The 244-nt window shown below is 70.1% G+C and carries 1 pseudogene; it reads right to left on the bottom strand.

Going from position 1 to position 244, the window contains the following annotated elements:
* A pseudogene (locus SB816_RS34280) lies at positions 1-244 on the bottom strand (ammonia channel protein); the annotation flags it as partial.

Raw genomic sequence — 244 nt, forward strand, 5'->3', positions numbered from 1 at the left:
CTTGACCGCGAACACGCCGGTCAGCAGTGCGCCGAGGATCCCGCCCACGCCGTGTACGCCGAATGCGTCGAGCGAATCGTCGTAGCCGAGCTTCGACTTGAGCCACGTGGCCGACCAGAAGCACACGACGCCGGCCGCGATGCCGATCACCAGTGCGCCCGTCACGCCGACGAAGCCGGCTGCCGGCGTGATCGCCACCAGACCCGCGACCGCGCCCGACACGATGCCGAGCACCGACGGCTTG

Origin of the sequence: Achromobacter sp. SIMBA_011, from assembly GCF_046535435.1 — a bacterium.
GTDB classification, from domain to species: Bacteria; Pseudomonadota; Gammaproteobacteria; order Burkholderiales; family Burkholderiaceae_B; genus Achromobacter; species Achromobacter dolens.